The organism is Flavobacterium sp. GNP010, from assembly GCF_056428945.1.
In genome coordinates, this window is sequence record NZ_JBWJVK010000021.1 from 62,211 (window position 1) to 68,611 (window position 6,401).

The window sequence follows — 6,401 nt, forward strand, 5'->3', positions numbered from 1 at the left end:
TTATCATTATATTTTACCATAATACATCGCTTTTACAATTCCATCTGAAAGTCCAATTTTAGGAACATAAATATTTCGTGCGCCACTCCATTTCATTGCGTTCAGATAAATTCTGGTGGCAGGAATAATTACATCGGCGCGATCTGGATTCAATCCTAATTCTGAAATTCTTTGCTCATACGAAAGTGAATTTAAGAACGCATATTGGGAATTCATGTAAATGTAGGACAAGGGTTTTTCTTGAACTTTACCCGACATTTTGAAAAGTTTATTAATATTTCCTCCAGAACCTATCAGAATAACTTCTTCATATTCCTCTGTATTTATTTTGATCCATTTTTCAATTTCATCCCAAACGACGTCACAAACCATGTCGTTTAATAATCGTACCGTTCCTGCTTTGAACGATCTTGAATTGATCAATTTACCATTCGAAAACAACGTAAATTCGGTACTTCCACCGCCAACATCTACAAATAAATACGTCTGATCCGTTTTTAATAAGTGATGTAAATCAGTTGAAGCAATTATTGCCGCTTCTTTTTTTCCATCGATAATTTCTATTTTGATGTCGGCTTTTTTCTTTATCAACGCAACAACTTCTTTACCATTGTAGGCTTCGCGCATTGCCGAAGTGGCAAAGGCCATGTACCGTTCTACCTTATGAACTTTCATCAAAAGATTAAAAGCTTTCATGGCATCGCACATTCTATCTAAATTTTCATCTGATATTTCACCAACTGTAAAAGCATCTTGACCCAAACGAATGGGAACACGTACCAACGAACTTTTATTAAACTGTGGTTCTTTTCCTTCTTGTTCTACAATATTGACAATCAATAAACGCATGGCATTAGAGCCAATATCGATTGCTGCATATTTTTTTATTTTAATCATTTTGAATTGAATTCGTTTTGTATTTTAGAGATTAGATGGTCTATTTATTAACTCTAAAATCTAAAAATTAGTACTAGTAATACCTTAGTTAAAGTAAAATAATTATAGAATGATTTCTGTTTTTGACTCGAATTCTACTTTACTTTGATAGTATTTATAAGTCTCCAGTTGTGCTCTAAAAACGGGATTGTGGTTCCTTACTCTGTATTTATTATCTAATTTATACGAATGATAACGCGCCTTAACATTCCCCTTCCAACCAATATCAAAATTGTCTATCAATTCATTTTTTATTTCTTGATCGTAAATTGGACACGTCACTTCGACACGGCCATCAAGATTTCTAGTCATAAAATCAGCAGATGAAATGTATACTTCAGTTTGACCTGCATTGCCAAAAATATAAACTCTAGAATGTTCTAAATAATTATCAACAATACTTATGGCTTCAATATTTTCACTCATTCCCGGAATTCCTGGTATCAAGGAACAAATACCTCGCACCTCAAGTTGAATTTTCACACCTGCCCTGCTGGCTTCATATAATTTATCTATCATTCCAAAATCTGACAGACTATTCATTTTTAGCTTAATATGCGTTTTCCTACCTGCAAGTGCATGCGTAATTTCTCGGTCAATTAATTTTATAAATCGGGTTCTGGTGTAATGTGGAGAAACTATTAAGTGTTTGTACCGATGTACTCTGTAATTGATATCAAAAAACTCAAATATTCTCATAATGTCTTTCAGAATTTGCTGATGACTGGTAAATAATGTCACATCGGTATAGACTTTAGCCGTAGATTCATTAAAATTTCCTGTCGAAATAAAACCGTAACGTCTTATTTTATCCTGTTCCATTCTTTCGATAACACATATTTTGCTGTGTACTTTTAGTCCTTTAATTCCAAAAATAAGTTCAATTCCTTCTAACTGCATTTGCTCTGCATACGAAATATTAGATGCTTCATCAAAACGAGCTTGCAATTCTATTTGAACGGTTACTTTCTTTCCGTTTTTGGCAGCATTGATGAGCGAACTAATAATCTGAGAATTCTTAGCCAATCGATACAATGTAATTTTTATCGAAGTTACTTTTGGGTCTAATGCTGCTTCTCGCAAAAACTTAGTCAAATACGAAAAAGACTGATACGGAGCATTGAGCAAATAATCCCGTTCACTGATTTTTTCTAACATACTTCCTTCCAGACTTAGCCCTGGAATTGGTAGCGGATCATTGGTTTGGTACACTAAATCAGACCTGCCTAAATTTGGAAAGTTCATATAATCGCGCCTATTGTGGTATCTTCCGCCGGGAATAATACTATCCGTGGAAACGATTTTCATTTTATCCAGAAAAAATTGTAACGTATCGTCTTCAATTAGTTGATCGTAAATAAAGCGCACTGGTTCTCCAATACGACGATCTTTGACACTCAACGATATTTTTTCAATCATGCTTTTACTCAAGTCACTATCAATGTCCAATTGGGCATCTCTAGTAATTTTTATCATGTGAGCAGAAACGCTTTTGTAATCAAAAATATTGAAAATATTACTCAAATTGTGTCTAATGACATCATCCAGCAGTATGATATATTGCTTTTCATCATGAGATGGTAAAACCACAAAACGGTTTATTGTTTTTGGTATTTCGATTACAGCGTAACGTATTTCTTCATTTTTATTCATCACCAATTTGATAGCTAAATAACCCGAAGTATCTTTCAATACGGGAAATTCAGCCAAATCATTTAGGATAATGGTAACCAATTCGGGACTCACTTTTTGGATAAAAAAGTCTTTTAAAAAGATTTCTTGCTCAACAGTAATATCGGTTTCGGTGATGATGAAAATATTTTTTGTTTCAAGTTCACTTTCAATAATATTTAAGATGCGTAAACTTTCAGATTGTTGTTGGATTACAATTTCGGTAATATCCTTAACCAATTGTTGAGCCGAAATCCCGCCAAGATACTTTTCGCCCGTAATTCCAGTTAAACTTAAACGTCTAATGGCAGCAAAACGCACTCTAAAAAACTCATCTAAATTATTCGAAAAAATACCTAAAAACCGCAATCTATCTAGCAGTGGAACTGAGGAATCCCCCGCTTCTTGAAGTACTCTAGCGTTGAAGGCCAACCAACTTTTCTCTCTATCAATATATTTGTATTCTAAAACTTTATTCATCGCAACTCTTTGGGAAATATTATTTTATTTATTTTACCTTTTTCAATTGTAGTCCAATCATTCGTATCAAATTCTAAAGAAACAAAACCACTTGTAGAAACATTGTCAATGAAGATACCACCAAATTTATTAACAAAATTTGTAATGGCGCTATTATGACCAAAAACAATAACATTATCTAAAAGATTACTACACGATTTGATAATTTTCTCCAGTTTATTTTCATCAAAAGTATAAAGATCGTCTTTGTAAACGATACTTTCTAAAGGATACCCAAAATTTTGAGCAAAAATTAACGCAGTGTTTGTCGCCCTTTTTGCAGTACTTGCCCAAATACTGTAGGTTTTGGGTATGAAATCTTTTGCAATAAAAGAAACTAAATGTGCATCGGCAATACCTTGAGGCGTTAAAACACGATTTTTATCCTGCATAGGAACCTCCCAACTTGATTTAGCATGACGTACCAATATTAAATTTTTCATAAGCAGTTAAATCTTGAAAATTAAACATTAAAAAATAAAATAGAAAGATACAATTTATTACCATTTTCTCTTATAAAAAAACTAATGATTTAAAAAAACTAACATTAAATTAAAAACGTATTTAGTATAAATTAAGGTTCATTTTAAAATATTTAAAATGTTAATGTTCAGCAGAATAAAAAAATAAAGTTGTGAAATAAAGGAATAACGATGAAATTTGCAGTAAAAATGGTTTTTAATCGTTTTTTTTTGTAGATTAAAGATATTAATTTTTATTTAAACTAAAATATTTACTTTTACGGACAATAACTATTTCATAATTTCAATACCTAGTTTCCCCAAATTAGAATTTGATTTTCAAAATAAAGAAACCAAATTATGGCTTTACCTACTAGACATCTTCATTCTACAAAAAATATACTTTTTTTTGTAGTCACAATAATGGCTTCTACTCCAAAAATTGGATTTTATTTTATTAATCCTTTCAACAAGATACACTATCAATTAATCGTAATGATTTTTGCCAATAAGTATCTTAAGATACATTAACAAATCATTTTTTTAATTAGCAAATCACTATTAAGAAAAAATTATTTTTAACTGATAGTCTAACATAAAACTATAAATACACTTTTTAGTTTATCAAAACATAAGAATACCAAAATATGGAAAACCACTACTTTAATTCTTTTACTAAAAATAAAGTTTCTTTAGTTCAATTTTTTCTTTTTTTCACGATTTTATTTTCTGTTGGAACTTCCTTTGGGCAAGCACCCGTATTTAATAATCCCGTATTAATATCAGGAACTGATAGACAACAAGGAGCAGTTTACATGTACAGTAATGTCACTACATCTGGTGGAGTTAGTGTTGATGCTGTAGTTACAATCACCGCAATCGTTAATGCTAGATTAGTTACTTTTGATAATGCCACAAACGGAAATTTACCCGATCGTTTCCAACCAGAGATTAGAAATTTTCAATTCAACGGTGGTTATGTGGAATTTAAATTTGATTTTTACGAGGGAGGTTCTTATCCGTTGCTACCCATGCCCATTTCTCTCGATTCTTTTATTCTTGAAGTAGCCGATATAGATGGCGCCGAGTTTTTTGACATTATAATACCAAGTACTGGAAGTTACGACTTAGAACCTACAACTGCTATCACTGTATCACAAAATGGTGCCTTTACAAGATTTCAAGGTCCAAATAATTCAGTAAATACAATTAGTTTAACTGAAAACAATTATATTGCCAAAGTTAACTTAGTAAATGTTACAAGCACGACCTTTAGGCTAGGTAACAATAGTAATAATACGAACACTAGAGAGAGTTCTATTGGGTTTGGTGGTGTGGTATTCAATGTACCAAGAGCCCCAAGAGCTAATGATGATGTTGCAAATTGTATTGCTGTTGGTACAAATGGCAGTATAAATGTCACCGCAAATGATACTGATGCCAATAACAATTTAAATGCAGCAACAGTAGATTTAAACCAAAGCCTTACAGGACAACAAACAACATTAACAGTAGCCAACCAAGGAACTTGGAATGTAAATAATTCAGGAGTAGTTACTTTTACCCCGTTATCAACATTTAAAGGTAGTCCTACACCAATAAGCTACACTGTAAATGATACCACATCGTTAACATCAAATACGGCTACAATAACGATGAACTATGCTTCAACTATTGTTTTGACTTCTGCTATTGCGACACAAAGTCAAACAGTATGTTCAAGTAGTCCAATTACATCTACTGTTTACACCTTTGGCGGAAGCGCAACTGATGCTACTGTAAGTGGTTTACCTGCTGGATTGACTTCTGTAGTAAGTACAACGAATAAAACAGTAACTATTAGTGGTACTCCTACTGCTTCGGGTACGTATACAATAACAACTTCAGGACATACTGCACCTTGTACAGCCGCAACAATATCTGGAACGGTAACAGTAAGTCCTATATTGAGCAACAATAATTTAATATATACAAACGGATCTTCGGCGCAGATAAGTGTTACGGTTAATGAAGGTGCTTCTGCGGTTCTGAATGCGCCAGTAGGAACATATTTTTCCTCCGTTAATTTTGCAAGTTATGGCACACCTACCGGAACAGCACCTAATTTTAGCATTAATTCAACTTGTCATTCGCCAACCAGCCAGTCTGTTGTAGAACGTTTGTTGGGAAATAGTAGTGGAACGATACCAGCTACAAATGGAGAATTTGGGGATCCTTGCGGAGGAGTTGTTAAAAGGTTAAGTATCGTTACCACCTATGTAGAACCTATATGTTCGGGAAGTATCTTTACTATTAATGGTTCAGCGCCAGCGGGTGGAAACGGCACTTATAACTATTTATGGGAAAGTAGTACTGCAAGCGCGATATCTGGTTTTGCAGCTGCTGCAGGCACAAATAGCAATATAAGTTATTCATCGGGTGGAATAACTCAGAACACTTGGTTCAGAAGAACTGTAATTTCAGGTAGTTGTTCTAGTACATCAACGGTTGTGTTAGTTAGAGTAGCTCCAAATAATACAGCATCATCGGCAAGTTCAAGTCCGACGTTATGCATCAATACCGCTTTAACAAATATTACACATACTACTACAGGAGCTACTGGAATAGGAACAGCTACAGGTTTACCTGCAGGTGTTACCGCTACTTTTGCATCAAATACGATTACTATTAGTGGTGCTCCAACTGCTTCGGGAACATTCAATTATTTTATTCCTTTGACGGGTGGTTGTGGAACTGTAAATGCTACGGGAACTATTATTGTTGATCCAGCTTCTGTTGGTGGAACTATTGCAGGAAGTGCAACAGTTTGTACTG

The 6,401-nt window shown here is 33.6% G+C and carries 4 protein-coding genes; 1 reads left to right on the forward strand and 3 read right to left on the reverse strand.

The features are described from left to right. Positions 1–6: 6 nt before the first annotated feature. The 3 genes from AC061C_RS10425 to AC061C_RS10435 form a co-directional block, all read right to left on the reverse strand. Positions 7–897 carry a Ppx/GppA phosphatase family protein gene (locus tag AC061C_RS10425; protein WP_417979361.1) on the reverse strand — a complete coding sequence of 297 codons (891 nt, stop codon included), beginning with the start codon at positions 895–897 and terminating at the stop codon, positions 7–9. A gap of 102 nt (positions 898–999) precedes the next feature. Next, positions 1,000–3,087, reverse strand: coding sequence for a polyphosphate kinase 1 (gene ppk1, locus AC061C_RS10430; protein ID WP_478291122.1), 2,088 nt, complete (start codon positions 3,085–3,087; stop codon positions 1,000–1,002). Then, positions 3,084–3,569, reverse strand: a complete 486-nt coding sequence (locus AC061C_RS10435; RefSeq protein WP_478291123.1) for a SixA phosphatase family protein — start codon at positions 3,567–3,569, stop codon at positions 3,084–3,086. The genes ppk1 and AC061C_RS10435 overlap by 4 nt, the downstream gene beginning before the upstream one ends. A gap of 665 nt (positions 3,570–4,234) precedes the next feature. Here AC061C_RS10435 and AC061C_RS10440 point away from each other — a divergent pair. Then, a partial coding sequence (locus AC061C_RS10440; protein ID WP_502306433.1) for a DUF8696 domain-containing protein occupies positions 4,235–6,401 on the forward strand: 2,167 nt, incomplete at its 3' end.

Coding starts and splice junctions, on each gene's coding strand:
- AC061C_RS10425 (WP_417979361.1), bottom strand. CDS start 897: ATGATTAAAATAAAAAAATATGCAGCAATCGATATTGGCTCTAATGCC.
- ppk1 (WP_478291122.1), bottom strand. CDS start 3,087: ATGAATAAAGTTTTAGAATACAAATATATTGATAGAGAGAAAAGTTGG.
- AC061C_RS10435 (WP_478291123.1), bottom strand. CDS start 3,569: ATGAAAAATTTAATATTGGTACGTCATGCTAAATCAAGTTGGGAGGTT.